General features: G+C 56.1%; 21 protein-coding genes, 2 tRNA genes, 3 other RNA genes and 1 pseudogene. 14 read left to right on the forward strand and 13 right to left on the reverse strand.

Features of this window, described 5'->3' with window-relative positions:
* Positions 1-98: 98 nt before the first annotated feature.
* Positions 99-1,733, reverse strand: coding sequence for an ABC transporter substrate-binding protein (locus tag I6G83_RS19630; RefSeq protein ID WP_054306601.1), 1,635 nt, complete (start codon positions 1,731-1,733; stop codon positions 99-101).
* A gap of 149 nt (positions 1,734-1,882) precedes the next feature.
* On the opposite strand from I6G83_RS19630, the gene I6G83_RS19635 reads away from it, so the two are divergent.
* Positions 1,883-2,077 carry a hypothetical protein gene (locus I6G83_RS19635; RefSeq protein WP_128144828.1) on the forward strand — a complete coding sequence of 65 codons (195 nt, stop codon included), beginning with the start codon at positions 1,883-1,885 and terminating at the stop codon, positions 2,075-2,077.
* Positions 2,078-2,416: 339 nt separating this feature from the next.
* Here the strand turns inward: I6G83_RS19635 and I6G83_RS19640 are convergent, their stop codons facing one another.
* Positions 2,417-3,061 (reverse strand): YchE family NAAT transporter, encoded by a 645-nt coding sequence (locus tag I6G83_RS19640; RefSeq protein WP_015672549.1) that lies wholly within the window; start codon positions 3,059-3,061, stop codon positions 2,417-2,419.
* 497 nt (positions 3,062-3,558) lie between these two features.
* Between I6G83_RS19640 and adhE the strand changes: the two genes are divergently transcribed.
* A complete protein-coding gene (gene adhE, locus I6G83_RS19645; RefSeq protein ID WP_054306600.1) occupies positions 3,559-6,225 on the forward strand; it encodes a bifunctional acetaldehyde-CoA/alcohol dehydrogenase in 2,667 nt (888 codons plus the stop codon).
* A 65-nt stretch (positions 6,226-6,290) separates the two neighbouring features.
* On the opposite strand, the gene I6G83_RS19650 is transcribed toward adhE, so the two are convergent.
* Positions 6,291-6,875: a thymidine kinase gene (locus I6G83_RS19650; RefSeq protein ID WP_054306599.1), complete on the reverse strand. Its 585-nt coding sequence runs from the start codon at positions 6,873-6,875 to the stop codon at positions 6,291-6,293.
* A gap of 663 nt (positions 6,876-7,538) precedes the next feature.
* On the opposite strand from I6G83_RS19650, the gene hns reads away from it, so the two are divergent.
* Positions 7,539-7,943: a histone-like nucleoid-structuring protein H-NS gene (gene hns, locus I6G83_RS19655; RefSeq protein ID WP_015672552.1), complete on the forward strand. Its 405-nt coding sequence runs from the start codon at positions 7,539-7,541 to the stop codon at positions 7,941-7,943.
* Positions 7,944-8,119: 176 nt separating this feature from the next.
* On the opposite strand, the gene I6G83_RS19660 is transcribed toward hns, so the two are convergent.
* The 5 genes from I6G83_RS19660 to rssA all read right to left on the reverse strand — a co-directional run bounded on the left by I6G83_RS19660 (position 8,120) and on the right by rssA (position 13,663).
* Positions 8,120-9,130 carry an NAD-dependent epimerase gene (locus I6G83_RS19660; protein ID WP_054306598.1) on the reverse strand — a complete coding sequence of 337 codons (1,011 nt, stop codon included), beginning with the start codon at positions 9,128-9,130 and terminating at the stop codon, positions 8,120-8,122.
* A 9-nt stretch (positions 9,131-9,139) separates the two neighbouring features.
* Positions 9,140-10,483: a UDP-glucose dehydrogenase family protein gene (locus I6G83_RS19665; RefSeq protein WP_054306597.1), complete on the reverse strand. Its 1,344-nt coding sequence runs from the start codon at positions 10,481-10,483 to the stop codon at positions 9,140-9,142.
* Between the two features lie 38 nt (positions 10,484-10,521).
* Positions 10,522-11,439, reverse strand: coding sequence for a UTP--glucose-1-phosphate uridylyltransferase GalU (galU, locus tag I6G83_RS19670; RefSeq protein WP_054306596.1), 918 nt, complete (start codon positions 11,437-11,439; stop codon positions 10,522-10,524).
* Between the two features lie 206 nt (positions 11,440-11,645).
* Positions 11,646-12,659 (reverse strand): two-component system response regulator RssB, encoded by a 1,014-nt coding sequence (rssB, locus tag I6G83_RS19675; RefSeq protein ID WP_054306595.1) that lies wholly within the window; start codon positions 12,657-12,659, stop codon positions 11,646-11,648.
* Between the two features lie 104 nt (positions 12,660-12,763).
* Positions 12,764-13,663: a patatin-like phospholipase RssA gene (gene rssA, locus I6G83_RS19680; protein ID WP_054306594.1), complete on the reverse strand. Its 900-nt coding sequence runs from the start codon at positions 13,661-13,663 to the stop codon at positions 12,764-12,766.
* Positions 13,664-13,811: 148 nt separating this feature from the next.
* Here rssA and I6G83_RS19685 point away from each other — a divergent pair, with 148 nt between their 5' ends.
* The 10 genes and pseudogenes from I6G83_RS19685 to I6G83_RS19730 all read left to right on the forward strand — a co-directional run bounded on the left by I6G83_RS19685 (position 13,812) and on the right by I6G83_RS19730 (position 18,321).
* A complete protein-coding gene (locus tag I6G83_RS19685; RefSeq protein ID WP_054306593.1) occupies positions 13,812-14,276 on the forward strand; it encodes a YchJ family protein in 465 nt (154 codons plus the stop codon).
* A gap of 68 nt (positions 14,277-14,344) precedes the next feature.
* Complete coding sequence (gene purU / locus I6G83_RS19690) at positions 14,345-15,193, forward strand: formyltetrahydrofolate deformylase (protein ID WP_054306592.1); 849 nt, start codon at positions 14,345-14,347, stop codon at positions 15,191-15,193.
* Positions 15,194-15,448: 255 nt separating this feature from the next.
* Positions 15,449-15,533 (forward strand) — tRNA-Tyr (locus tag I6G83_RS19695).
* A 44-nt stretch (positions 15,534-15,577) separates the two neighbouring features.
* Positions 15,578-15,703: non-coding RNA, RtT sRNA (locus I6G83_RS19700), on the forward strand.
* 125 nt (positions 15,704-15,828) lie between these two features.
* Positions 15,829-15,913 (forward strand) — tRNA-Tyr (locus I6G83_RS19705).
* 45 nt (positions 15,914-15,958) lie between these two features.
* Positions 15,959-16,085: non-coding RNA, RtT sRNA (locus I6G83_RS19710), on the forward strand.
* A 45-nt stretch (positions 16,086-16,130) separates the two neighbouring features.
* Positions 16,131-16,256, forward strand: a non-coding RNA gene (locus tag I6G83_RS19715) — RtT sRNA.
* A gap of 135 nt (positions 16,257-16,391) precedes the next feature.
* On the forward strand, positions 16,392-16,964 hold the full coding sequence (locus I6G83_RS19720) for an LOG family protein (protein ID WP_054306903.1): 573 nt from the start codon (positions 16,392-16,394) through the stop codon (positions 16,962-16,964).
* A gap of 100 nt (positions 16,965-17,064) precedes the next feature.
* Complete coding sequence (xthA, locus tag I6G83_RS19725) at positions 17,065-17,871, forward strand: exodeoxyribonuclease III (RefSeq protein WP_054306902.1); 807 nt, start codon at positions 17,065-17,067, stop codon at positions 17,869-17,871.
* A gap of 46 nt (positions 17,872-17,917) precedes the next feature.
* Positions 17,918-18,321: pseudogene (locus I6G83_RS19730) on the forward strand (pyrimidine (deoxy)nucleoside triphosphate diphosphatase).
* A gap of 5 nt (positions 18,322-18,326) precedes the next feature.
* Here I6G83_RS19730 and I6G83_RS19735 read toward each other — a convergent pair.
* From I6G83_RS19735 to I6G83_RS19755, 5 genes are all read right to left on the reverse strand, one after another.
* Positions 18,327-18,614 carry a DUF1496 domain-containing protein gene (locus tag I6G83_RS19735; protein ID WP_054306901.1) on the reverse strand — a complete coding sequence of 96 codons (288 nt, stop codon included), beginning with the start codon at positions 18,612-18,614 and terminating at the stop codon, positions 18,327-18,329.
* Positions 18,611-20,536: a DNA topoisomerase III gene (locus tag I6G83_RS19740; RefSeq protein ID WP_054306900.1), complete on the reverse strand. Its 1,926-nt coding sequence runs from the start codon at positions 20,534-20,536 to the stop codon at positions 18,611-18,613. The genes I6G83_RS19735 and I6G83_RS19740 overlap by 4 nt, the downstream gene beginning before the upstream one ends.
* Positions 20,536-21,651 carry a tRNA 2-selenouridine(34) synthase MnmH gene (gene mnmH / locus I6G83_RS19745; RefSeq protein ID WP_054306899.1) on the reverse strand — a complete coding sequence of 372 codons (1,116 nt, stop codon included), beginning with the start codon at positions 21,649-21,651 and terminating at the stop codon, positions 20,536-20,538. Before mnmH ends, I6G83_RS19740 begins: the two co-directional genes overlap by 1 nt.
* Positions 21,652-21,653: 2 nt before the next feature.
* Positions 21,654-22,697, reverse strand: a complete 1,044-nt coding sequence (gene selD / locus I6G83_RS19750; RefSeq protein ID WP_054306898.1) for a selenide, water dikinase SelD — start codon at positions 22,695-22,697, stop codon at positions 21,654-21,656.
* A gap of 241 nt (positions 22,698-22,938) precedes the next feature.
* Positions 22,939-23,490: an NAD(P)H nitroreductase gene (locus I6G83_RS19755; protein ID WP_054306897.1), complete on the reverse strand. Its 552-nt coding sequence runs from the start codon at positions 23,488-23,490 to the stop codon at positions 22,939-22,941.
* 161 nt (positions 23,491-23,651) lie between these two features.
* On the opposite strand from I6G83_RS19755, the gene sppA reads away from it, so the two are divergent.
* Complete coding sequence (gene sppA, locus I6G83_RS19760) at positions 23,652-25,505, forward strand: signal peptide peptidase SppA (RefSeq protein WP_054306904.1); 1,854 nt, start codon at positions 23,652-23,654, stop codon at positions 25,503-25,505.
* The last annotated feature ends 87 nt before the right edge of the window (positions 25,506-25,592 follow it).

The raw sequence follows: 25,592 nt of genomic DNA on the forward strand, positions 1-25,592 counted from the left end.
TAGGCGGGCCGTGTTGTCCGGCCGTCGCGGAACGACTGCGGTGGCCGGCCTCTCTCCCCCGTATTACCCACCGTTACCGGTGCGGTGTAATACCCGTGTTACTGCTTGATGATGTACAGATTCTTTACGTCGATATAGTCGAGCGGATCTTTACCGGTGAAACCACCGACCGTCGGTTTGATCAACCGCGCGCTGACGCGGTAGTACACCGGCACCAGCGCCGAGTCTTTATCCAGCTGCGCCTCCGCCTGCTGATACACCCTGGCGCGCTCGGCGGCATCCGTCGCCCGCAGGCTGTCGGCCATCAGCGCATCAAAGCGCGCGCTTTTATAGAACAAGGTGTTGTTGCTGCTGTTGGAGAGCGCCAGATTCAGGAAGGCGCTGGGTTCATTGTAATCGCCGCACCAGGTGGCGCGCGCTACGTCAAACTGGCCCTGATGGCGACTCTCCAGCGACGTTTTCCACTCCTGATTTCTCAGGGTGACGTCGGCGCCGAGGTTCTTTTTCCACATCGAGGCGGCGGCAATCGCCTGCTGTTTGTTTTGATCGGAGGTGTTGTACAGCAGCGAGAATTTCAGCGGCTTGCCCGCGCCGTAGCCGGCTTCGCTCAGCAGCTGTCTGGCGCGCTGGTTGCGCTGCGCCTGCGTCCAGCTCGCCCACTCGGGTTGGGTAAACTGGCCGCCTTCAATAAAGGTCGGCGTAAAGCCGTAGGCCGGGATCTGCCCCTGGCCCATAATTTTGTTGGCGATGATGTCGCGATCCAGCGTCAGCTTCACCGCTTCACGCACCCGCGGGTCGGTAAACGGCGCTTTTTGATTATTGATTTCGTAATAGAAGGTGCACAGATAAGGGTTAACGTGCAGTTGTTCGGGAATTTCACGCTTCATTTTGCCAAATAGCGTCGGCGGAATGGCGCTGTTGCTGATATCGATCTCGCCGCTGCGGTAGCGGTTAACGTCGCTGACCTCCGAGGCGATCGGCAGGAAGGTGGCCTTCTCTATCACCGTCGCCGCGTTGTTCCAATAGCTGCTGCTGCGCGCCAGTACGATACGTTCGTTGACCACCCACTGTTTCAGCCGGTAGGCGCCGTTACCGACGTAGTGCTGCGGCAGCGTCCATTTATCGCCGAATTTCTCCACCACCGACTGCTTGACCGGTTTCATCGAGGTATGCGTCAGCATACTGACCAGATAGGGCACCGGCTCGCTCAGCGTCACCTGCAGGGTATGCGCGTCCAGGGCTTTGACGCCCAGCGTCTGCGGCGGTTTTTTACCGCTCAGGATCGCATCGGCATTGGCGATTTTGGCATACTGCAGGTAGCTGGCGTAAGGTGATGCCGTGTTGGGATCCGCCAAACGCCGCCAGCTGTAGACGAAATCGTCAGCGGTCACCGGCGAGCCGTCGCTCCAGATGGCCGTATTACGCAGATGGAAGGTCCAGACTTTAAACCCTTCATTGTCCCAGCGCTCCGCCACCGCCGGCACCACGTGGCCGTTGGCGTCGGTGCTCACCAGCCCTTCCAGTAAATTGAGAATAATATTACTTTCCGGATTGCCTTCGACTTTATGCGGATCCAGCGACGCCACTTCCGAGCCGTTATTCACCACAATGGTTTGCTGCGGCGCCAGTTTAACGCCGGCAGGCACCTGGGCGGCATGACTGACATTCAACGCAGAAAAAAACAGTCCGGTAATAAAAATAGCTAAAGGCGTGCGCGTAACGGTTTGCTGCATAGTCAAAGCCCCTATCATCAATAAGCATGTCTTATGATATTTTTTGAAATGCTTATAAGTATTTTCAATAAACGGATACCAGCAAAAATCATTCCTGTTTGTCTGCTGCGCGGCTAAACGGCGCAAGAAAGTTGCTCGGAAATTAGCAGATGCCAAAATCCATCGCCAATAAATTTTATAAAAATGTTAAGCAATTCTCTTTTATTGCCGCTGTTTACAACGCTCCCCTGCGTACATCACCGGAGAAAAATCAGATTATCACAATGATTTTACTGAATAAATATCAGAAAAGAGCCGTTGTTCACGCCAGCGCGGCTTCACGTCGCGCTAAAAACAAACATTAAATTAACAAATCAAACATTCAAAGAATAAACATCTGGCAATGCGAGCCTAGTCACTAATATCACCTGGATGAAGCCGAGACAAGCCCCACAGAATGATGTGACTAAATTAACAACAATCGTTCACAAGATAAGCAAAAATAGAGAAAAAGCGGCAGGGAGAGGTTAAAAAATTAACGAATGGATGCTTTGTCGCCAAATAAAGTGAGACTTATGCCACAAAATGGTGCATTGGTATAAAAAACAGACGTATCTTGCACCTCATTCATGCATTCAATAAATAAGTTTAAACTTTAAAAATAATTTGAGCCGCTAATGGCATTAGCGGCTCAAATTACCGCGTCAGAGTAAACCGGGGAAAATAGCCTTCACGCCGGTGACAATAAATTCAATGCCCAATGCCATCAGCAGCAGCCCCATAATACGCGTGATAACGTTAATACCGGTCTGCCCCAATAACCGAACCAATAACGGCGCCGCACGAAACAGCAGCCAGCAGCAGAAGGCAAACAGCGCGATCGCCAGCGTGAAGCCCAGCAGGTTCTGCCAACTGTGGTAGCGGGAACTCCAGACAATGGTCGAGCTGATCGCCCCCGGGCCGGCCATCAGCGGCAGCGCCAGCGGCACCACGCCGATGCTTTCGCGGATAGCGCTTTCCGATTTCTCCTGCTTGTTTTGTTTATCCTCCCCCAGCTTGCCGCTGATCATCGACATGGCGATGGTCACCACCAGGATCCCGCCGGCAATACGAAATGAATCAATGGAGATGCCGAACAGGCGCAAGATCCCTTCGCCGATAAACAATGATGTCCACAGAATAATCGCCACGGAAAGGTTGGCGGTAAGATTGGTTTTATTACGTCCCGCTTCCGCCTGGTAGCTGGTCATACTGATAAAAACCGGCAGAATCCCAACGGGATTCACCAGCGCAAACAGGCCGACAAAGAATTTGATATAGCCGGAAAAATCCAACAATGATTGCCCCACAAGAACTCCGCATTAATCGCTGTATCAGGGCGCACCGCCCCATGCGCGCTAATGTAATGGAAATAGTGCGGCTAATCCATCCGCCGAAGACAGCATTTTTCATTTGAAAGATGCTTGTAATAACCTGCTTAGTTATATGTTAACAGTATGTATTTTGGGGTGGCTTTTTTGTTTCAAAAAAACAGCATCATGCCTTGAATAAGAAAATTCTCAACAACGCCAAGCTGAAAGGTGTCAGCTTGCACTTTTTGTGATTTAAATCATAAAAACGCTACCCAAGAATAGTTAAGCTTTTAGTCGTAGCCAGACAGCGTAAACAGTGCGATGCCGTCTGACCGACACCCCGTTCCTGAGCAAAGCTCTTTAAGCAAATCAGCATCATAGGTGGCCGACCGCGGGCGAAAACCAACGTTTTCCCTGGTATTCCAAGACCTGACTATACTTGCTGCTTACACGGCTTATTTACTGAAAGAGTTTAACATTATCAGGAGAGCATTATGGCTGTAACAAATATCGCTGAATTGAACGAGCTTGTTGCACGTGTCAAAAAAGCCCAGCGCGAGTTTGCCAACTTCACCCAGGAACAGGTTGACGCTATCTTCCGTGCTGCTGCCCTCGCCGCTGCCGATGCACGCATTCCCCTGGCTAAAATGGCCGTTGAAGAGTCCGGTATGGGAATCGTTGAAGACAAGGTGATTAAAAACCACTTTGCTTCCGAGTATATCTACAACGCTTATAAAGATGAAAAAACCTGCGGCGTGCTGTCTGAAGACGACACCTTCGGCACCATCACCATCGCCGAGCCTATCGGTATTATCTGCGGCATCGTACCCACCACCAACCCGACCTCTACGGCGATTTTCAAGGCGCTGATCAGCCTGAAAACCCGTAACGGCATTATTTTCTCACCGCACCCACGGGCCAAGAACGCCACCAATAAAGCCGCAGATATCGTGCTGCAGGCGGCGATCGCCGCCGGCGCGCCGAAAGATATCATCGGCTGGATCGATCAGCCTTCCGTTGAACTGTCCAACCAGCTGATGCACCACCCGGATATCAACCTGATTCTCGCCACCGGCGGCCCGGGTATGGTGAAGGCAGCCTACAGCTCCGGTAAGCCGGCCATCGGCGTCGGCGCCGGTAATACTCCGGTGGTGGTCGATGAAAGCGCCGATATCAAGCGCGTCGTCGCCTCTATCCTGATGTCGAAAACCTTCGACAGCGGCGTGATCTGCGCCTCGGAACAGTCCGTGATCGTCGTCGATGAGGTGTATAACGCGGTACGCGAGCGTTTCGCCTCGCACGGCGGCTACCTGCTGCAGGGCAAAGAGCTGAAGGCGGTGCAGGATATCATTTTGAAAAACGGCGGCCTGAACGCGGCCATCGTCGGGCAATCCGCGCCGAAAATCGCCGAAATGGCGGGAATCAGCGTGCCGGCCAACACCAAGGTGCTGATCGGTGAAGTCAAGCTGGTAGATGAATCTGAACCCTTTGCCCATGAAAAACTCTCGCCGACGCTGGCCATGTATCGCGCCAAAGACTTTGCCGACGCCGTCGACAAGGCGGAAAAACTGGTGGCAATGGGCGGTATCGGCCATACCTCCTGCCTGTACACCGACCAGGATAACCAGGCGGAGCGCATCGCCTTCTTCGGCGACAAGATGAAAACCGCCCGTATCCTGATCAACACCCCGGCCTCGCAAGGGGGCATCGGCGACCTGTACAACTTTAAGCTGGCGCCTTCGCTGACGCTGGGCTGCGGCTCATGGGGGGGCAACTCCATCTCGGAAAACGTCGGTCCAAAACACTTGATCAACAAGAAAACCGTAGCGAAGCGAGCAGAAAACATGTTGTGGCATAAACTTCCGAAATCTATCTACTTCCGTCGCGGCTCTCTGCCTATCGCGCTGGAAGAAGTGGCGGCCGATGGCGCGAAACGCGCGTTTATTGTCACCGACGGCTACCTGTTCAATAACGGCTATGCCGACCAAATCACCAGCGTGCTGAAGTCCCACGGCATCGAAACCGAAGTGTTCTTCGAAGTAGAAGCCGACCCGACGCTGAGCATCGTGCGTAAAGGCGCGGCGCAGATGAACGCCTTCCAGCCGGACGTGATTATCGCGCTGGGCGGCGGCTCACCGATGGATGCGGCGAAAATCATGTGGGTGCTGTACGAACATCCGGAAACCCACTTCGAGGATCTGGCGCTGCGCTTTATGGATATCCGCAAACGCATCTACAAGTTCCCGAAAATGGGCGTGAAGGCAAAAATGATCGCCGTCACCACCACCTCCGGCACCGGTTCTGAAGTCACGCCGTTCGCCGTGGTGACCGATGATGAAACCGGCCAGAAATATCCGCTGGCGGACTATGCCCTGACCCCGGATATGGCGATTGTCGACGCCAACCTGGTGATGAATATGCCGAAATCGCTGTGCGCCTTCGGCGGTCTGGACGCGGTAACCCACGCGCTGGAAGCCTATGTGTCAGTACTGGCGAACGAATACTCCGACGGCCAGGCGCTGCAAGCGCTGAAACTGCTGAAAGAATATCTGCCGGTCAGCTACAAAGAAGGCGCGAAGAACCCGGTGGCGCGTGAGCGCGTGCATAATGCGGCGACCATCGCCGGCATCGCCTTTGCTAACGCCTTCCTCGGGGTGTGTCACTCCATGGCCCACAAACTGGGGTCCGAGTTCCATATCCCGCACGGTCTGGCCAACGCCATGCTGATTGCCAACGTGATTCGCTATAACGCCAACGACAACCCGACCAAGCAGACGGCCTTCAGCCAGTACGACCGTCCGCAGGCGCGCCGTCGTTACGCTGAAATCGCCGACCACCTGGGCCTGAGCGCGCCAGGCGACCGCACCGCACAGAAAATCGAGAAGCTGCTGGCATGGCTGGACGAGCTGAAAACCGAGCTTGGCATCCCGGCCTCCATCCGTGAAGCGGGCGTGCAGGAAGCCGATTTCCTGGCGAAGGTTGATAAGCTGTCTGAAGACGCGTTTGACGACCAGTGCACCGGCGCCAACCCGCGCTATCCGCTGATTGCCGAGCTGAAACAAATCATGCTGGATACCTTCTACGGCCGCGAGTTCAGCGAAGCCGAAGAGGCAACAAAAGCACCGGCCGCCGCCAAGGCGGAAAAGAAAGCCAAAAAGTAATCGTCCTGCTCTAAACGCAAAAACCCGCCGTCAGGCGGGTTTTTTATGCGTCATCACGCCGCAGCTTATTCCTCGGCGTGCATCGCCTCTTTGTAATGCTTGCGGCACACCGACACATAGCTCTCATTACCGCCAATCACCACCTGAGCGCCCGCCTGCATCGCCCTGCCGTGCTCATCAAGCCGCAGCACCATGTTCGCCTTGCGACCGCAGTGGCAGATGGTTTTTAGTTCCACCAGCTTATCCGCCCATGCCAACAGGTACTGGCTGCCGATAAACAGCTCGCCGAGAAAATCGGTACGCAGTCCGTAGCACAATACCGGAATATCCAGCTGATCGACCACGTCGCATAATTGCTCAACCTGCGCCTTGCTCAGGAACTGGCTCTCATCCACCAGCACACAGTGCACCGTCTGCTGCAGATGTTCCTGATTAATCATGGCATACAGCGAAGTGTCATTATTATACAGCTGCGCCTGCGATGAGAGGCCGATCCGCGAACTAACCTTACCGACGCCAAAGCGGTGGTCAATCTCTGCGGTGAACACCAGCGTACGCATACCACGTTCTTGATAATTATATGAAGATTGCAACAGCGCGGTGGATTTCCCCGCGTTCATTGCCGAGTAATAAAAATAAAGTTGAGCCATGAGCCAGCAATTCCAGGTGGTATAAGAAATATTCAGACATCGATTCTGAGAATCAAGTGTATCATAAGCTGGCACCCCGCCCAGTACCGATAAGCGAGTATCGTAAAACGCCCAGTCGCCCCGTTCGCCTTTCGGCTATTTACCACCGACGAGTGGCCCTGCGTACTATTAATTAATGCTAATGGTTTGGCCGGAGATAAAAGTGACGCTCTGCCCATTAGGTTAAGGCGTAGCACCGTATAGTCGCGCCCCATCATTGTTACCTAAATAAATTACTCACCGGTGACGGTTCGCCATTTATAGTGCTTCATCCTCAAACATCACTTCCTGACAAAATCTTTACGTATATACCCCCATTGTTTACATACCTTCATGATGGGTTGACTCACCAATACCGAGGCTAATATCGATATAAAATGCAATTATTTCCCGGCAATGAAAGCCCGCGCCTCACAAACAGGTGCAATAGCTGTTGAAAAATTGACTTAAAAACCTCACCATTAAAGCCGAACATAAAGCGGTGTAATAACCCGGCGTGTTCCGGACTCATGGTTTTTAAATGGCATATTTGGGTACTCTTCGCAATTTGGCTATTGCAGAAAAGAAAAGAGCACTCTATTATTATCCAGACGCCCCCCACCAATATAAATTGAGACTAGGACAATGAGCGAAGCCTTAAAAATTTTGAACAACATCCGTACTCTGCGCGCACAAGCCAGAGAATGCAGCCTGGACACTCTGGAAGAGATGCTTGAGAAACTGGAAGTTGTTGTGAACGAACGTCGCGAAGAAGACAGCCAGGCTCAGGCAGAAATCGAAGAGCGCACCCGTAAACTGCAGCAATACCGCGAAATGCTGATTGCAGACGGTATTGATCCTAACGAACTGCTGCAAACTATGGCCGCTAAATCCGCGGGTAAAGCAAAACGTGCCGCACGTCCAGCTAAATACCAATATAAAGATGAAAACGGCGAAACCAAAACCTGGACTGGCCAGGGCCGTACTCCAGCCGTGATTAAAAAAGCTATCGAAGAGCAAGGCAAATCTCTGGATGATTTCCTGCTGTAATAGCGCTGCTTAATCGCACTAAAAAGGCTCCTGCGGGAGCCTTTTTGCTGCCTGCCTTCCCCGCCGCCAATATCCCATTCCGTGAGGTAAAATGAGACAGGCATGTCAGACAATGCTGTCAGCGGAAATAGAAAAAGGGGCCATCGCCCCTTTAATTTTCCCAGTAAACTGTTCGTTTACTGCACGTGATAAAACGCCTTGTACCAATCGACAAAACGTTTCACCCCTTCATCGACGCTGGTCGCCGGCTTAAAGCCAATCGTGCTATACAATTCCCTGGTGTCCGCACTGGTATCCAGTACATCTCCGGGCTGCATCGGCAGCATATTTTTCTGCGCCGTAATGCCCAGCGCATTTTCCAGCGCACTGATATATTCCATCAGTTTAACCGGCGAGCTATTGCCGATATTATAGACATGGTACGGTGCCGAACTGGTGGCCGGAGAGCCTTGCTCAACGCTCCACTCAGGGTTCGGTTGCGGAATGATATCCTGCAAACGGACGATGGCTTCGGCAATATCATCAATGTAGGTAAAATCACGGTGCATCTCACCATGGTTATATACATCGATGCTGTCGCCGGCCAATATTGCTTTGGTAAACTTGAACAGCGCCATATCAGGGCGCCCCCACGGGCCATACACGGTAAAGAAACGCAGGCCGGTAGTGGGTAAGCCATATAAATGCGAATAGCTGTGTGACATCAGCTCATTGGCTTTTTTCGTCGCCGCATACAATGACACCGGATGATCGACAGAATCTTCCGTAGAGAACGGCAGCTTACGATTAAGGCCATAAACCGAACTGGAAGACGCGTAAAGCAGATGCTCAACCTTATTATGCCGGCACCCTTCCAACACGTTTAAATGACCGATCAGGTTAGCATCGGCATAGGCCATGGGGTTATCCAACGAATAACGCACCCCGGCCTGAGCGCCAAGGTGAATGACCCGTTGGAATTGGTGTTCGGCAAACAATGCTGCGATCCCTTCACGGTCCGCCAGATCCAGTTTGATAAACTGAAAGGCCGGATTCCCGGCCAAAAGGTCAAGGCGCGCGACTTTCAGGCTAACGTCATAATAATCGTTCAGGTTGTCGATACCGACAACCTGATGCCCTGCAGTCAACAAACGCTCGGCAACGTGATAACCAATAAACCCGGCGGCGCCTGTAACCAAAAATTTCATACTCACCTCTTAAATGACCGGCTGCACCGATGCGCCGCGGCCAATCGCATAATACGTGAAGCCACGATTCTGCAAACGCTCCGGATCGTACAGGTTACGCCCATCGAAGATAACCGGTTGCTTCAACGCGCCTTTAATCACGTCAAAGTCCGGCGCGCGGAAGTTCTGCCATTCGGTGCAAATCACCAGCGCATCGGCACCTTTCAGCGCCGCTTCTTTGGTGCCCATCAGTTTCAGATCGTCACGGTCGCCATAGATACGCTGCGTTTCGTTCATCGCTTCCGGGTCGTAAGCCTGGACGCTGGCGCCCGCAGCCCACAGCGCTTCCATCAGCACGCGGCTGGAGGCTTCACGCATGTCATCGGTGTTCGGTTTGAACGCCAGACCCCACAGCGCGAAGGTTTTGCCGCGCAGATCTTCACCGAAGTAGTGTTTGATAAACTGCACCAGCTTGTTCTTCTGCTGGTAGTTCACCTGCTCCACCGCCTGCAGCAGTTTTGGCTGGTAGCCGATGTTTTCCGAGGTACGGATCAGCGCCTGTACGTCTTTCGGGAAACATGAACCACCGTAGCCGCAGCCCGGATAGATAAAGTGATAGCCGATGCGCGAGTCGGAACCGATGCCCTGACGCACTTTCTCAATATCCGCCCCCAGCAACTCCGCCAGGTTGGAGATTTCATTCATAAAACTGATTTTAGTCGCCAGCATGCAGTTAGCCGCGTATTTGGTCAGCTCGGCGCTGCGGATATCCATCATAATCATACGGTCATGATTACGGTTGAACGGCTCATACAGCTCGCGAATCGGCTCGATAACGTCTTTGTTATCAGTACCGATAACAATACGCTCTGGACGCATGCAGTCGGCAACCGCCGCCCCTTCCTTCAGGAATTCCGGGTTGGAAACCACATCGAAAGTCAGCGTGCTGCCGCGTTTTTCCAGCGTGTCAGCCATCACCTGGCGCACTTTATCCGCAGTGCCGACCGGCACGGTGGACTTGTCGATCACCACTTTATGATCGGTCATGTGTTCCGCAATGGTGCGGGCTACCGCGGTCACATATTTCAGGTCGGCGGAGCCGTCCTCATCCGGCGGCGTACCGACGGCGATGAACTGAATGATGCCGTGTTCGATACCGGCCTTGGCGTCGGTGGTGAAGTGCAGCCGTCCCGCTTCATAGTTCTGCTGCACCAACGGGGTCAGGCCCGGTTCAAAAATAGGGATGTTCCCTTTCTTCAAGTTTTCGACCTTGCGCTCATCAACGTCAATACACATCACGTCATGACCAACCTCAGCCAGCACCGCAGCCTGTACCAAGCCTACGTAGCCAATACCAAAAACGGTTACTTTCATGGGAAATCCTAGTTTTTCAAATTAAGACGGAAAATGGATCAGATCTTTTCAGCGGCGGCAAACTGCTGCAGCCACTGGGAAAATTCTTTGCCCAGGCTGGCATGACGCAGCCCGTACTCAACAAACGCCTGCATATAGCCCAGTTTGTTGCCGCAATCATGGCTTTTACCCTTCAGGTGGTAAGCTTCTACCGGCTCTTTGCGCATCAGCATATCGATAGCATCGGTCAGCTGGATTTCATCACCCGCTCCCGGCGGTGTCTGCGCCAGCAGCGCCCAGATATCGGCAGACAGCACATAACGCCCAACGATCGCCAGGTTGGACGGCGCCTGCGCCGGAGACGGTTTTTCCACCACGCTGACCATCGGCGCGCTTTCACCCGGCTGCAGATCGTAACCTTTGCAATCGGCAACGCCGTAGCTGCCGACGTTTTCCTGCGGCACCGGTTCAACCATGATTTGGCTGGTGCCGTTCTGTTCGAAACGCGCGAGCATCTCATGCAGGTTGTCTTTGCTCAGGTCCGCACTGTATTCATCCAGGATGACATCCGGCAGCACCACCGCCACCGGTTCATCGCCAACCAGCGGATAAGCGCACATGATCGCGTGCCCCAAACCTTTGGCAACCCCCTGACGCACCTGCATCACCGTGACGCCCGGCGGACAAATGGACTGAACCTCGTCAAGCAACTGGCGCTTAACGCGTTTTTCCAGCATGGCTTCCAGTTCAAAGCTGGTATCAAAATGGTTTTCGATAGAATTTTTAGAGGAGTGCGTCACCAGAACGATTTCGTTGATCCCTGCGGCAATACATTCATTAACAACGTATTGAATCAGTGGTTTATCCACCAGCGGCAGCATCTCTTTCGGTATCGCTTTTGTTGCCGGTAACATCCGTGTGCCTAATCCGGCCACCGGGATCACTGCTTTTCTGACTTTCCGATTTAAAGCAGACATTATTCCTCTCTTTAAACAGCGCTCAATTTATGAGCTTTTATCCGTTATACAAAACTCTCGGAGTATACCAGCTAAATAGCAGCGAGCATTACCCCGTAATGAAATCGGGAGAAATTAGGACAATTACCCAAGTCCTGGGTTAGTGATGATTATTCGCCCTTAATAGCGGGGTAAATCATATCAAATATATGGGCATTGCCGCGTATTTATTCCGCGCTGAGCATCAGCCGCAGGCGACCGCCCGTTCCCCACACCTGACACTGCCAGGCGGCGCAACGCTGGCTGATCTGGTTCATGTAAGCCGCCCCCAGCGTGCCCAGCGGCACGCCGTTGCTCAGCTGGATCTGATTGTCGCCGGTATTGACGTTAGCGTGCAGGCCGGCGGAAACCAGGATCAGGTTTTTATATTCGGCATGGTAGTAACCAAGCAGCAGGGGAAATTGTCCGTCCAACTTCCCCTGACGCAATAATTGATTAACTTGTTTTAACAATGTTGACATTTGCGGCAGGCGATGGCGCTGATTGGCTAAATGATCTTGTAACAAGCCATTAAATAAAGCGCGCAATAATAATGCAGCCAGCACGCCATTATCACCGGCGCGGGTCACATCCAGACAATAAAACGCTAAATCATTCTCTGACAGCGCGGCGATATCCAATACCAGCCCCGGGTTTTCGCCCGTAGTCAGCTGGCGATAATTGATACGGCAGTGGGCAATCGTCTGTTGCACCGGCGGCTGCAGCTGCTTGAGCAGGCTGGCGGCTTCGGAAGGATTCTTGCTCAGCGCATCCCAGTCCTGCAGCAGGTCGGCCTCCTCTAACGCCGGCGAGGTAAACATATTGGGATACAGGCAGGCCAGCGCCGCTTCACGCAGGCGGTTAAGGTCGGTTAGCGGCTTCAGCAGCACATCCTGCACGCCCAGCCGCAGCACTTTAGCAATATCCGCCATTTTATCGGTGGCCGAAATCACCAGGATCGGGATCTTGTCGCCCTGCAGTCGCAGATGCTCAACAAACTCAATCCCGCCCATTTCCGGCATGGCCAGATCGCACAGGATCAGATCGGGCTGGATATCCTCCACGGCGCTCAACGCCTGCAAACCGTTACTGGCTTCATGCGATTGTGCGCCCAACGATGTCAGGTAGCCGACAAGCACCGAACGAAAGACCTGCTCGTCTTCAACAATCAGAATGCGCTTGCCTGTCAGTGGTAGTGCCATTAGCCGAGCCTCTTCCCTTTTCATGTTGTAATAGTGGCTCAAAATGGCCACTTGCGCCTGCCGGAAATCAGCCCGACATGGCGTTTTGCCGTCAATAGCGGCAACTATTTTTGTTTTATCAACGGCAACAGTTGCTCAAGCTGTTTTTCCACCGCCATACTTCCTGCGGCGATAGCCTCCTCCGCGCGATGGAAATCCAGCGTGGATATTTGCGGGCAATAAGGTTGTATCAGGACATCCGGCGGATCGCCCGCCATACGGTTACGTTTCAGACGATTCTCTAACACCTGAATCGACGTGCTCATTATTTCCATCGCGGTCGGCGTAAGATTGGTTTTCTTGATACGCATTTTACCGATCCGCTCACGCAGCCGTCCGCGCCAGCTGTCCGCCATCACCGCCGGCTCTTCCGCTTCGCTGCGTACTGAAAACAGATCCTGCTGCATTAAATGCGCGTCATGCTGTAAATCAACCGCAATGACGATATCCGCCCCCAACGCACGGGTCAACGAGATAGGAACCGGGTTCACCACCGCACCGTCCACCAGCCAGTAACCGTCGAACCACACCGGCGACAGCAACCCCGGCATACTGCACGATGCCCTCACCGCCTGGTGGATATCGCCGCGGGTTAACCATAGCTCGCGGCCGGTGCTGAGATTGGTGGCGACCGCGCCGAATTTCATCGCACACTGTTCAATATCATCAACGCGCAGCAGTTGCCCCACCGCATTAAACACCCGTTCGCCGCGCAACAGGCCGCCGCGCCGCCAGGAAAGATCCATCAGACGAATCACGTCCCAGTAGCTGAATGAACGCACCCATTTTTCCATCGCCGGCAGCCGGTGGCTGGCATAAGCCGCCCCCACCAGAGAGCCGACGGAGCAGCCGGCGACAATATCAGGCTCGATCCCCATTTTCTTCAGGGCGTTGATAACGCCGATATGCGCCCAGCCCTTGGCCGATCCTGCCCCTAACGCCAGCCCGATTTTGATTTGTCGCATGTTCGTTCGCCTTCTGCCGGTCAATGGTTTTGCACCCTGTCCCGTCAGGGTACATTGTCACCGCTCAATATTGTTAGGTAACATATGCGCTCAATATGTTTGAATATCGGCCAGTATTGACAATGGCCGCAGGTTTTAGGAGTTATTTTTGTCTGAATTATGCCCCTGCGGCAGCGGCGCCGAGTATCACGCCTGCTGCGAGCCCTATATCAGCGGTGCTGAAACCGCACCGACGCCGGGCAAGCTGATGCGTTCGCGCTACACGGCCTATGTCAAACAGCAGGTTGACTACCTGATTGCCAGCTGGCATCCGGATTGTCACGCTGCGCAGTGGCGTGACTCCATCACCGAGAGTTTTCGCACCACCCGCTGGCTGGGCCTGACGATAGTGGCGGAACAAAACGGTCGTGACGATAATGAAGGCTTCGTCGAGTTTATCGCCCGCTTTACCGACGCGGAGCATGACGGCCCCCAGGCTATGCATGAACGCTCCCGCTTCCTTCGTCTGGAGCAACGCTGGTACTATATCGACGGCACCCGGCCGCAACCGGGACGAAATGACCCGTGCCCCTGCGGCTCAGGGAAAAAATATAAAAAATGCTGCGGGCGTTAAGTTCGCAGCGGAAAGTACGCTGACGCCGGTAACGGCCGGCGCTTCAGTATCAGACAGGATCCTCATCCATGCCACACCAAAATGTACAACGTAAAGTATTACGCACCATCTGCCCTGACGCGAAAGGCCTGATCGCCAAGATCACCAATATTTGCTACAAACATCAGCTCAACATCGTGCAAAACAATGAGTTTGTCGACCATCGCACCGGACGCTTCTTTATGCGCACCGAACTGGAAGGCATCTTCAACGACACCACGCTGCTGGCCGACCTGGATGATGCGCTGCCGGAAGGCTCCGCGCGCGAATTGCACAGCGCCGGCCGTCGCCGCATCGTGGTGCTGGTCACCAAAGAGGCCCACTGCCTGGGCGATTTGCTGATGAAAAGCGCCTACGGCGGCCTGGATGTCGAAATCGCCGCGGTGATCGGCAACCACGACACCCTGCAAACGCTGGTGGAACGCTTCGACATTCCTTTCCATCTGGTCAGCCATGAGGGATTGACGCGTGAACAGCACGACCAGCAAATGATTGCCCAAATCGATCAGTATCAGCCCGACTATGTGGTGCTGGCCAAATATATGCGCGTACTGACGCCGGCTTTCGTCCAGCACTACCCTAACCAGGTCATTAACATTCACCACTCGTTCCTGCCGGCGTTTATCGGCGCACGGCCGTATCATCAGGCCTATGAGCGCGGGGTGAAAATCATCGGCGCCACGGCGCACTATGTAAATGACAATCTGGATGAAGGCCCGATCATCATGCAGGACGTAATCCATGTTGATCACTCCTATTCCGCCGAAGATATGATGCGCGCCGGTCGCGACGTAGAAAAAAACGTACTCAGCCGCGCGCTGTATCACGTCTTGGCGCAGCGGGTATTTGTCTACGGCAACCGCACCGTTATTCTGTAGCCGTTCATTCGCCATCTCCTGCCGTGCTGCCGAGGGCAGGAGATGGCGCAAAAATGGCGCACTCTGTTCACAGATGCAGCGCCAAGAATAAAAAAACGGCAAACAATTCATTTTCTGCATTTCAATGCTTTACACCGGCGCTTCATTTGATATGATGCGCCCCGCTTACCGAGACAGCGCTTACGCAGCCGAGGTAGCACGGGAAGCCGGTCAGCTTCCTGGTAGTTTAAAATTCGTAAAATCCACGAATTTCGTGGTGGGGTTCCCGAGCGGCCAAAGGGAGCAGACTGTAAATCTGCCGTCACAGACTTCGAAGGTTCGAATCCTTCCCCCACCACCATTCTTAATCTGAGCAATCAGGTTAACCCAAACGGAAAAATCCCTATGGATACCGTACGGGGAAGGTGAGAACCTTCGACAAGGTTCGAGTTGAGCGCAGCGAAACAACGCGCTTCAGCGCGACCCGAAGGGTGAGGAGCGAAGCGACGAATAATCCTTCCCCCACCACCATTCTTAATCTGAGCAATCAGGTTAAGCCGCACGGAAAAATCCCTATGGATACCGTACGGAAAAGGTTCGAATTAGTAGGGTTTAATTTGCCTTACGTCTACAATTTGTAAATCCATGCATACCATGGTGGGGTTCCCGAGCGGCCAAAGGGAGCAGACTGTAAATCTGCCGTCACAGACTTCGAAGGTTCGAATCCTTCCCCCACCACCATCTCTTCAAAGCTTCCCAAACGCACCAACATCTCAAAAGCCATATAATTCTCCGCACCGGGGAAGGATGAGAAGCTTCGACAAGGTTCGAGTTGAGCGTAGCGAAACAACGCGCTTCAGCGCGGCCCGAAGGGTGAGGAGCGCAGCGACGAATAATCCTTCCCCCACCACCATCTCTGCAAAAGTCCCAACACGTTCCAACGTCTCAAAAGCCACATAATTCTCCGCACAGGGGAAGGATGAGAAGCTTCGACAAGGTTCGGTTGAGCGTAGCGAAACAACGCGCTTCAGCGCGGCCCGAAGGGTGAGGAGCGCAGCGACGAATAATCCTTCCCCCACCACCATCCCCTCTGACCAATTACGCGACAAACATAGCGAAATACACGATTCCAACCCATTTTCAGCGCTCAAACTTGAACTCCCTGGCACAATTAGCTATACCACATGCTTCTTTTACGCAGTAATGAAAGGATAAGTGCATGCGTCATAATATTTGCGTTTTTTGCGGCGCCAGCGAAGGCGTTAACCCCGATTATGCCGACCACGCCCGCACGCTCGGGCATGCGTTAGCCACTCAGGGGCGGCGTTTAATCTACGGCGGCGGCAAAAAAGGCTTGATGGGCATTGTCGCAGATGCGGTACTGGAAGCCGGCGGCGAAGTGATTGGCATTATCCCCGAGCGCCTGGTCGAAGCAGAAACCGCGCACCGCGGCCTGACCAAACTGGAGGTGGTGCCCGATATGCACACCCGCAAAGCGCGCATGGCCGCACAGGCGGATGCGTTTATCGCCCTGCCGGGCGGTATCGGCACGCTGGAAGAGCTGTTTGAAATCTGGACCTGGGGCCAAATCGGCTACCACAACAAACCGGTCGGGCTGCTGGACGTCAACGGCTTCTACCGCCCTCTAAATCACTTCCTGCAGCACGTCGCCGATCAGGGCTTTATGCGCCATGACTATCTCGACACCCTGCATACCAGTGACTCAGCGTCGGTATTACTGCAGCAGTTCGACGACTACCAGCCGAAAAATTACGACCGCTGGGCCAAATAATCGCTGATGGCCAGCGGCAACCGTCGCTGGCTTACGTTACATTTAGCGCCAAACTCTGCTACTATCACAACACATTTTTCTCGTGAAAACGGCACCGCTCATGAAGTTTGTCTCTTTTAATATCAATGGACTGCGCGCGCGTCCCCACCAGTTGGCCGCAATTATCGAACAGCACCAGCCCGACGTGATCGGCCTGCAGGAAACCAAAGTTCATGACGACATGTTTCCGCTGGAAGAAGTCAGCAAGCACGGCTATCACGTGTTCTACCACGGCCAGAAAGGCCACTACGGCGTAGCGCTGCTGACCAAAGAAGCGCCCATTGCCGTACGTCGTGGTTTTCCGACCGATGAAGAAGATGCGCAGCGGCGCATTATCATGGCCGACCTGGCCACGCCTCAGGGCACCTTGACGGTAATTAACGGCTATTTCCCGCAGGGCGAAAGTCGCGACCATCCGGTGAAGTTCCCGGCCAAAACCCGTTTCTATCAGGATCTGCAGGACTACCTTGAGCAGCAACTGTCGGTAGAAAATCCAGTGCTTATTATGGGCGATATGAATATCAGCCCGACCGATTATGACATCGGCATCGGTGATGAAAACCGCAAACGCTGGCTGCGCACCGGCAAGTGCTCCTTCCTGCCGGAAGAGCGCGAGTGGATGGCGCGCCTGTTGAACTGGGGTCTGGTTGATACCTACCGCCACGCCAACCCGGAACGTAATGACGAATTTTCCTGGTTCGACTATCGCTCCAAAGGGTTCGATGACAACCGCGGCCTGCGCATCGACCTGCTGTTGGCCAGCACGCCGCTGGCGGCACAGTGCGTCGCAACCGGCATTGATTACCAGATTCGCGGTATGGAAAAACCGTCCGACCACGCGCCCGTCTGGGCCGAGTTCTCGCTGTAATTATCTCGCCCCGGCCGCCGTGCCGGGGCTTTATTCAGATAAAAGTATGAAAACCATTGATGTAGTTGCGGCCATTATTGCGCGCGACGGTAAAATTCTGTTGGCGCAGCGCGATGCGCAAAGCGACCAGGCCGGCCGGTGGGAGTTTCCCGGCGGCAAGGTGGAGAGCGGCGAGAGCCAGCCGCAGGCGCTAGCCCGTGAGCTGGCGGAAGAACTGGGTATTGAAGCGGCGATCGGCAGTTACGTCGCCAGCAATAGCTGGCAAACGGGCGAACGCCTTATTCGCCTGCACGCCTGGCGGGTGATACGTTCCGCGGTGAGTTGCAACAGCGCTGCCACTCGGCGTTGGTATGGGTCGAACCGCAGCAGGCTGGCGCCTACCCGCTGGCGCCGGCGGATATCCCGCTGCTGGCCGACTACCTGCGCGACATAACGCCCCGGCGCACGTGACACGGTCACCTATTCACGCGCACCCAGATGAGCGGCTGGGTGCCGACCCGCGTTTTATCACTCTGACACTGCAGTAGCTCGCCCTCAACCTTCAGCAGCGCCCCTTCCGAGTAGTTCTTGTCCTGATACACGCAGCAGCGCGAGCATGGCGCCGGCGCCGACGTACTCTTTGCCGAGCCCCAGATCTCCGGCGTCACCGGCACCAGCACGTCTACGTCGCCGCGGTGTGCGCCGGCCATGGCCGAAAACAGCAGGCCAACGGCGGCCATTGCCAGCGATATCCGCTGATTCATGCGTTTTTCTCCCGCGCCTTGGTAGCGCTCTTTTTACGTTTTTTACCGCCGGCGTTGGCCGGCGGCGGCAACCCGCGAAACGCCATGCTGGCACGGCTCTGTTTAGCCTGATAAATCAGCTCCTGCAGCGTTCCCACCAGCGGCTGCATAAAATCCTGGTAACGGCAGGATTTCTCACTAATCTGCGTCAGGGTCGCCTCCCAGTGCGCGGTCATATCCGGCCGCGCCGCCAGCTCCGGCAGGGAGTGAATCAACGCCCGTCCGGTTTCCGTCGAATGGATATAACGCCCCTTTTTGTACAGAAACGAACGCTTGAACAGCAGCTCAATAATGCCGGCACGCGTAGCTTCAGTACCTAAACCATCGGTCGCCCGCAGGATTTTCTTTAGCGCTTTATCCTGCACAAAGCGTGCAATACCGGTCATCGCCGACAGCAGGCTGGCGTCGGTAAAGGGACGCGGGGGCTGAGTCTGCCGCTCCACCACTTCGCCACGCTCGCACAACAGCTCATCGCCCTTGGCCACCACCGGCAGCGGCGCCCCCTCGTTCTCCTCATCCCGCTCTTTACTGCCCAGCAGGGTGCGCCAACCGGCCTCGGCCAGGAAGCGCGCCTTGGCAACGAACTTGCCGCCGGCAATATCCAGTTCGATCACGCATTTGCGGAACACCGCGTCCGGACAGAACTGCAGCAGGTACTGCCGCGCCACCAGCCCGTACACCTTCAGCTCATCAGGGCTGAGATTGGCTTTACTGGCGCGCGCAGTCGGGATAATCGCGTGGTGCGCATCGACCTTTTTATCATCCCAGCAGCGGTTGCGGCGTTCGCTGTCGACCACCTCCTGCGGATAGAGATCCGGCTGGTGAACGCTGATGGCGTTCAGCACCGCATGGCGGCCGGCAAAATGCTCTTCCGGCAGATAGCGGCAGTCGGAACGGGGATAGGTAATCAGTTTGTGGGTCTCATACAAACGCTGGCAGATATCCAGCACCTGCTGGGCGCTGAGGCCGAAGCGCTTCGCCGCCTCGATCTGCAGGGTGGAAAGCGAAAACGGCAGCGGTGCGGTATCAGACTCACGCTTATCATTATAAGCGGTGACCAGCGCCGGCTGCCCTTCAATGCGTTTCACCACGTGCTCGGCCAGCGGGCGGTGCAGTAAACGCCCTTCTTCGTCCTGGTACGGCTCACAGGATTCGCTCGGCTGCCACAGGGCGACAAAGCGCTCCTCCTGCGGCGTCACGATATGCGCTTTTACGTCGAAGAAATCTTTCGGTACGAAGTTTTCAATATCTTCATCACGACGCACTACCAGCCCCAGTACCGGCGTTTGCACCCGCCCGACCGACAGAACGCCGTCGTAGCCGGCGTTGCGCCCCAGCAGCGTATAGGCACGGGTCATATTGATACCGTACAGCCAGTCGGCACGCGAGCGCGCCAACGCCGACACGCACAGCGGGATAAAGTCCCGGTTATCGCGCAAACGCTCTACCGCACGCTCAACCGCCTGCGGGTTCAAATCGTTAATCAGGCAGCGGCGCACCGCCTGACGCTTTTCCGGCGTCAGCGCCAGATAATCCAACACCTCATCCACCAGCAGTTGCCCTTCGCGATCCGGGTCACCGGCGTGCACCACTTCATCCGCCTCCTGCAGCAGCTTTTTAATCGCGTTCAGCTGTTTGCTGACCGACGGACGCGGCTGCAGCTGCCATTTTTCAGGGATGATCGGTAAATCCGCCAGCGACCAGCGCGCAAAGCGGCTGTCGTAGGCGTCCGGCTGCGCCTGCTCCAGCAGGTGGCCGACGCACCAGGTGACCACATCACTCTTGCCGCAGGCGATAAAGCCATCGCCGCGGCGGTGGGGTTTGGGTAACACATCAGCAATGGCGCGCGCCAAACTCGGTTTTTCGGCTATAAACAGTCGCATTATTCACCGTTTTTCTGGCTATACGTCATCAGGAATTCTCTTACTTCAGCATAGTTGCCACGGAACACAATCCGCTGGGCTTTCTTTTCCAACTGGAAACGGTACATCGGGTCGTAATAGTACTGCAGCAGCGGCACCAGCCACTCCTGGTGGGCGTTACTGCTGCCGCTGGCGTGCTGGAACTGCAGCGCCCACTCCAGCCGCTGGGTCAGCAGCTGGTAGCGCTCCATACCCAAACGACGCCGGATAGCGAACAACCCATGGTGGAGGTATTCGCCGTAGCGCTGCCAGCCGTCCTGCTCGCCGTAGGCGCGGGTAAACGCCTGGTGCATATCGTCAATATATTCCGCCTGCAGGCGCGCCAGACGCACCTCGAACGGGTCATCAATCACCGCGACCGGCGCCTGCTGCATACGGTTGAACACCGGCAGCGGCACGCTATTGGCGCCAATCAGGCGGCTTTCATCCTCCAGCACCCACTGACGGCAGCCACCATGCTGTTTTTTCAGCAATAACACAGCCAGACGATTCTCAAAATCGATCTGCGCGCTCTGCCCGGCCAGCGTACGGCCAAACGACGAACCACGGTGACGCGCCAGCCCTTCCAGATCGATGCCGTTCGACAGCTCGTTCACCATCAGGGTTTTACCGCAGCCGGTATTGCCGCCGACGATCACCATCGGCAGCTCGGCGCTGTATTCGAGGATATTCAGCAGATAGTGGCGTAACGCCTTATAGCCGCCGACGATCCGCGGATAGTCAACGCCCGCCTCGCGCAGCCACTGCTGCACCAGCTGTGAGCGCAACCCGCCGCGGAAGCAATAGATATAACCCGCCGGCCGTTCGGCGCAGGCGGCTAGCCAGGCTTCGGTGCGCGCCTGGCGGACCTTGCCGTTCACCAGGCTGTGGCCCAGCGCGATCGCCTGCTGCTGGCCATGCTGCTTGTAACAGGTGCCCACCGCCTGCCGTTCCCGATCGTCCATCAGCGGCAGGTTTACCGCCTGCGGAAAGGCGCCGGCGTTGAACTCGATCGGCGCGCGGACGTCAATCAGCGGCACATCCTGCAGGAAAATCTGGCGGTAGTCGTTGCTGTCCGCCCTGTGTTGCACCGTCACCGCTACTGGACCTCGATCATCGGCTTGCCGGCTACCGCGCCGTGCAGTTCGCCGATGGCCTCCAGCTGCAGGCCGTGGCGCGCAGCGATCGCCTGCACCTGCGCTTCGCCCTCCGGCATCACCGCCAGCAGCAGCCCGCCCGACGTTTGCGGATCGCACAATAGCTGACGCTGTACGTCGCTCATCGGCCCAATCAGGTGGCCGTAGCTGTCAAAGTTGCGGCCGGTGCCGCCCGGCACGCAGCCCTCGGCGATATAGCGTTCAACCTCCGGCAGCTTCGGCACCCGGTCGAACCAGAGCGTCGCCTGCAGGCCGGATCCCTGACACATTTCGCTCAGGTGGCCCAGCAGCCCAAAGCCGGTCACGTCGGTCATGGCGCTCACTCCGTCAACCTCGGCAAACTCCGCGCCCGGCAGGTTCAGCCGGCACATCACCTCGGTCGCCAGCCCGGCGTGTTCCGGCCGCAGCTGGCTTTTCTTCTCGGCGGTGGTCAGCACGCCGATGCCCAGCGGCTTGGTCAGAAACAGTTTGGCGCCGGCCTGCGCGGCGCTGTTCTTCTTCACCCGCTCGGTGCTGACGATACCGGTCACCGCCAGGCCGAAAATCGGCTCCGGCGCATCGATGGAGTGGCCGCCGGCCAGCGCAATCCCCGCCTGCTGGCAGGCGTAACGTCCGCCGTCGATCACCTGCTGCGCCACTTCCGGCGGCAGTTTGGCGACCGGCCAGCCAAGAATGGCGATCGCCATGATCGGCTTGCCGCCCATCGCATACACGTCGCTGATGGCGTTAGCCGCGGCGATACGGCCGAAGTCGAACGGATCGTCGACGATCGGCATAAAGAAATCGGTAGTGCTGATCACGCCGGTGCCATTGCCGATATCGTAGACCGCCGCGTCATCGCGGGTTTCATTACCCACCAGCAAACGCGGGTCGACGAATTTGACCTGTTCGCTGTGCAGGATGGTTTCGAGTACTTGCGGGGAAATCTTGCAGCCGCAGCCAGCACCGTGGCTGTACTGGGTCAGGCGGATGGTTGGCGATGTCATAGTCCACTTCCTTCGGTTAACGGCCTTCAAGATAGCATATTTGCCGCGATGCCAGCCCGATGCGTCACCCGGCTGAAGGCGCACTGATATGCCACCTGGGTACAACTTCAATCAATTGGAATACAGGGTAGCGCTTGCCGGAGGGATTGATAAGAGCAAGCCGACGATAATGCGTCGACCTGCTCATAAACAGTACAAAATTACGGGATATTGCGCGTTTTTTGCGTCTTGCCCGGAAAAATCAGAAGTAGCTGACAAACGGCGCGCTGTCCGGCGCGACAACTTTGGTGGCCGCCTTCAGCTGCGGTGTGCCCAGATACAGGAAACCGACGATTTCGTCCTGTTCCCGGCAGCCGAACGCCTCGCGCACCTGCGCATGCGCGGTCCAGGCGCCGGTACGCCAGATACCGTTAAACCCCTGCGCCAGCGCGGCCATCTGCATCGCCTGCACCGCGCAGCCGGCGGACACCACCTGTTCCCAGTGCGGCACCTTGGGGCTGTCGCTGCAGTGGGCGATCACGGTAATAATCAGCGGCGCGCGGAACGGCGCCTGCCGGGCCTTGTCGATGGCCGCATCGTCCAGCCCGTCCTGCCGTGCGGCGGACTGCAACAGCTGGCTGAAGCGCTCAAGCCCCTGCTCTTCAATCAATACGAAGCGCCACGGCTGCAGCGCGCCGTGGTCGGGGGCGCGCAATCCGGCATTGATAATGTTCTGCCGCACTTCGCCTTCAGGCGCCGGGGCCGCCAAACGCGCAGCCGAACGGCGATTCAACAATAGATCCAGCGCATCCATCACAAACTCCTGATAACAATTTTCATTTTCATCACGGTAGCATAGCTCAACGGCAAGTTACAGCGTTGACAATAACGGCAGCCGACGGTGATTTAAAGCTGACATTTGGCTGGCCGCTCATTAGGATAACGGAACATCCTCAGCCCATGTTTGGAGAAAACATGCATACATTGTGGCGTATCATTGCCGGAACGTTCAGGTGGACATGGCGTCTGCTGAATTTTGTCAGAGAATTTATCCTCAATCTGTTTTTAATCGTGCTGATTTTGATCGGCGTCGGCATCTATTTTGCCTTCCAGAGCAGCCCGCCGACGGAAACCACCCACGGCGCCCTGCTGGTTAACCTGAGCGGCGTGGTGGTCGATCAGCCCAGCATGAAAAACCGTCTGCTGCAGCGCAGCCGCGAATTCCTCGGCGCCTCCGCCAGCGAACTGCAGGAAAACTCGCTGTTCGATCTGGTCGACAGCATCCGCAAGGCCAAGGATGACAAGAACATTACCGGGCTGGTCTTGCAGCTGAATGATTTCGCCGGCGCCGACCAGCCGTCGCTGCAGTATATCGGCAAGGCGCTGCGCGAATTCCGCGACGGCGGTAAACCCATCTACGCCATTGGCGACAGCTACAACCAGACGCAGTACTACCTGGCCAGCTACGCCAACAAGATCTACCTGTCGCCGCAGGGCAACGTCGACCTGCACGGCTTCGCCACCAATAATCTGTATTATAAAACCCTGCTCGACAAGCTGAAGGTCAGCACCAACATCTTCCGCGTCGGCACCTACAAGTCGGCGGTCGAGCCGCTGCTGCGCGACGATATGTCGCCGGCCGCGCGCGAGGCGGACAGCCGCTGGATAGGCAACCTGTGGCAGAACTACCTGGACACCGTGGCGGCCAACCGCCAAATCACGCCGCAGCAGCTGTTCCCCGGCGCCGCCGGCGTGCTCAGCGGTCTGCAGGCCGCCCAGGGCGATACCGCCAAATACGCGCTCGACAACAAGCTGGTGGATGAGCTGGCGTCACGCACCGTCATGGAGAATCAGCTGGTCAAGGCCTTCGGCTGGAACAAACAGACCAACGACTTCAACGCCATCAGCATTTATGACTACCAGCCTGCGCCAACGCCGGAACAGGGAGGCCAGATCGCCGTGGTCTTCGCCAGCGGCGCCATCATGGACGGCCAGCAGACGCCGGGCACGGTCGGCGGCGACACCACCGCGGCGGAGCTGCGTCAGGCGCGCCTGGATCCGAAGGTTAAAGCCATCGTGCTGCGGGTGAACAGCCCGGGCGGCAGCGTCAGCGCTTCCGAAGTGATCCGCTCTGAACTGGCGGCCGCACGCGCCGCCGGCAAGCCGGTGGTGGTATCAATGGGCGGCATGGCGGCCTCCGGCGGTTACTGGATCTCTACGCCGGCGAACTACATTATCGCCAGCCCGAGCACCCTGACCGGTTCTATCGGCATCTTCGGCGTGATCAATACCTATCAGGACACGCTGGGCAGCATCGGCGTGCACACCGACGGCGTGGCGACCTCGCCGCTGGCCGATCTGGCGGTGACCAAGGCGCTGCCGCCGGAGTTTGCGCAGATGATGCAGCTCAACATCGAGAACGGCTACAAGCGCTTTATCGGCCTGGTGGCGGACTCGCGCAAAATGACGCCGGAACAGGTGGATAAAATCGCGCAGGGCCACGTCTGGACCGGCAGCGACGCCAAAACCAACGGGCTGGTCGATCAGCTGGGCGACTTCGATGACGCGGTGAAAAAAGCCGCCGAACTGGCCAAGCTGAAGCAGTGGCAGCTGAACTGGTTCGTCGACTCGCCGAGCATGGCGGACATGGTGCTCAGCCAGTTTGGCGTCTCCATCCACGCCATGCTGCCGGCCGCCATTCAGTCGATGCTGCCGGCGCCGCTGGCCTCGGTGGCAATGGCGATGAAAGAGCAGCCGGGTCTGTTTAATAATATGAACGATCCGCAGAACCGCTACGCCATTTGTCTGACCTGCGGCGAGGTCCGTTAAACAATTAATCTTCAGCCCGGCGCACGCCGGGCTTTTTTTCTGGAATTATCGTCCTATAATTCAGCCCATCTTATTACTTACCGACTT

The sequence above is a fragment of the Serratia rubidaea genome, assembly GCF_016026735.1.
In the GTDB taxonomy this organism is placed as follows: domain Bacteria; phylum Pseudomonadota; class Gammaproteobacteria; order Enterobacterales; family Enterobacteriaceae; genus Serratia_B; species Serratia_B rubidaea.